3 protein-coding genes and 1 pseudogene are annotated in these 2395 nt (G+C 74.2%); 3 read left to right on the top strand and 1 reads right to left on the bottom strand.

Going from position 1 to position 2395, the window contains the following annotated elements; translation table 11 throughout:
* The coding region (locus D471_RS0101560) for a serine/threonine-protein kinase (RefSeq protein WP_152486192.1) at nucleotides 1-925 on the bottom strand (925 nt) is incomplete at its 3' end.
* A 308-nt stretch (nucleotides 926-1233) separates the two neighbouring features.
* Here D471_RS0101560 and D471_RS0101565 point away from each other — a divergent pair.
* The 3 genes and pseudogenes from D471_RS0101565 to D471_RS0101575 all read left to right on the top strand — a co-directional run.
* A complete protein-coding gene (locus D471_RS0101565; RefSeq protein WP_017596999.1) occupies nucleotides 1234-1608 on the top strand; it encodes a DUF3054 domain-containing protein in 375 nt (124 codons plus the stop codon).
* 46 nt (nucleotides 1609-1654) lie between these two features.
* Nucleotides 1655-2047, top strand: a complete 393-nt coding sequence (locus D471_RS32530; protein ID WP_017597000.1) for a hypothetical protein — start codon at nucleotides 1655-1657, stop codon at nucleotides 2045-2047.
* Between the two features lie 22 nt (nucleotides 2048-2069).
* Nucleotides 2070-2395: pseudogene (locus D471_RS0101575) on the top strand (rRNA methyltransferase); the annotation flags it as partial.

Below are 2395 nucleotides of genomic sequence, written 5' to 3' on the forward strand. Positions count from 1 at the left end.
TGACACGAGGGACGTCGACGTCGCCGCCCCCGCTCACCGCGGCGGCCGCCCCGTCGGGGAACAGCGCCGACGCGACCTCACGCATCGCGGTGGCCGCGTCCGGGCGCCGCTCGGGGTCCTTGTCCAGCGCCCGCTCCAGCACCTCCCGCAATCCGGCCGGGACACCGTCCAGGTCCGGGGGCTCGGACAGGATCCGCGCGGCCATCGTGCTCGAGGTCCCCGAACCGTGCGGGTGGCGGCCGGTCGCGGCGAAGGCCACCAACCCGCCCCAGGCGTAGATGTCCGAGCGGTCCGTGGCCGGGGCGCCCCGGTACTGCTCCGGGGCGATCCACCCCGGAGTCCCGACCAGGCCGCCGGTGCGCGTCAGCGCGGTCTCCTCCACCGCCCGCGCGATACCGAAGTCGAGCACCCTCGGCCCCTCGGGCGACAGGATCACGTTTCCCGGCTTCAGGTCCCGGTGCACCACACCCGCCGCGTGGATCGCGGCCAGCGCCTCGGCCGACCCGACCGCCAGGGCCGGGAGGGCGTCCCCGGCCAGGGGACCGTTCCCCCCGACGTGCTCGTGCAGGGTGGGCCCGGGAACGTACTCGGTCGCCAGCCAGGGCAGGTCGGCCTCGGGATCGGCGTCGACGAAGCTCGGCACGCAGACAGCGCTCACGCGGCGGACCAGCGCGACCTCGCGCGCGAAGCGCTGGCGGAACTCGGCGTCGGCGGCGTAGACCCGGTGCACGCACTTGACCGCCACCCGCCGGTCGGCGTCGTCCAGGGCCGCGTACACCGACCCCATCCCGCCCGCCCCGATCCGCCCGACCACGCGGAACGAACCGACACGACGGGGCTCGTCGGCCGTGAGCGGCCGCAACCCGAAGGGCGGGGCGGAACCCGGTCCAGCGGGCGGTACCGGCGAGGACTGGCGTGGGGGCATGCGTCGGCCGATCTGTCACTCGGTGGCGGGGCGGGCTGGAAGCTCGACGGGACCGGGGAGGGTCCGGGTACCCGTGGGCGTGGGGCGGTCCCGTGGCCGCCCCAACGGGGATTGACGCGTGTGACTCGCGTGTGGTTCACGTTATGACCAGACGGTGTCACCCGACGCTCCCGGACCGCCCGGAGCCGATCGGAGCCAGTCGGACCCGCCCGGTCCCCGAGGCCGCCGGGGACCCGCCCGGGACACCCCGTCGCCTCCACCGCCCGACCCGCCGGAAGGCCCGCCGGCGGCGGCCATAGCCTTGGGGTATGCGTTCCTTCACGGCGCCGCTCGCGCTGGCGGCCGACCTGGTGTGCGTGCTCGCCTTCGTGGTGATCGGCAAGGCCGACCACGAGACCGGACTCGCCCTCCCCGCGGTGGCCTCGACCGCGTGGCCGTTCCTGGCCGCCCTCGTGCTGGGCTGGGTGGTCACCCTGGCCTGGCGCTCCCCTGTCCGGATCTGGCCAACCGGTCTGTTCGTCTGGGCGGTGACCGTCGCCGGAGGCATGGTGTCGCGCCTGGCCACCGGGGAGGACGCGCCGCTCAGCTTCGTCCTGGTGACCTCCGTCTTCCTGGCCGTGACGCTCCTCGGCTGGCGCGCGGTGGCACTTCTGGTCGCGAGAGGGCGACAGCGCACCGCCTGACGGGGAAGACTGGGGAGCGTACACACCCCTCGGGAGGAGAGCCCCCATGCCCGACCCTTCCACCATCGCCCTGGCCACGGCCGTCGCCACCGGCACCGTGGCCAAGATCGCCGAGGTCGTCAGTCAGGCGACGATCGACGACTTCAAGTCCTTCCGCAAGACGGTCTTCCGGTACTTCCGCGGCGACCCCGAGGCCCAGGAGGCGCTGGACGAGGCCCTGCTCGAGCCCGACGACGAGGCGGCGATCACCGCGGTCGCCGGCCACCTGGAGCGCGCGGCCGAGGCCGAACCGGAGATCCGCCGTTTCATGGACGCCCTGGCCGCCCAGCCCGGCCAGGTGACCTACGGCCCGGTGGTCAACCGCGCCGACGACGTCAGCGGCACGGTGATCCAGGTCGGACACGTGCACGGCGGGAACGTCCACGGATCCGGACGCTGACGAGGTCCGTAAGCTGGAACGGATGAACGAGTACTCCGCGCCAGCGACCGCCCCGACGCCGTCTCCCGCCCCCGGTGAGGACGAGGCGCGCGAGGTGGGCGTGGGGCCGTGGGTCGGCCCCTGGCCGGAGGACGACCGGTACGACCCCGAACTCCTGGCCGGGGGCGACCGTCGCAACGTCGTGGACCGCTACCGCTACTGGCGGCGGGAGGCGATCGTCGCCGACCTCGACGCCGTGCGGCACCCGTTCCACGTCGCCGTGGAGAACTGGTCGCACGACTTCAACATCGGTTCGGTCGTGCGCACCGCCAACGCCTTCGGCTGCGCGGCCGTGCACATCGTCGGCCG

This window comes from Nocardiopsis lucentensis DSM 44048 (assembly GCF_000341125.1).
In the GTDB taxonomy this organism is placed as follows: domain Bacteria; phylum Actinomycetota; class Actinomycetes; order Streptosporangiales; family Streptosporangiaceae; genus Nocardiopsis; species Nocardiopsis lucentensis.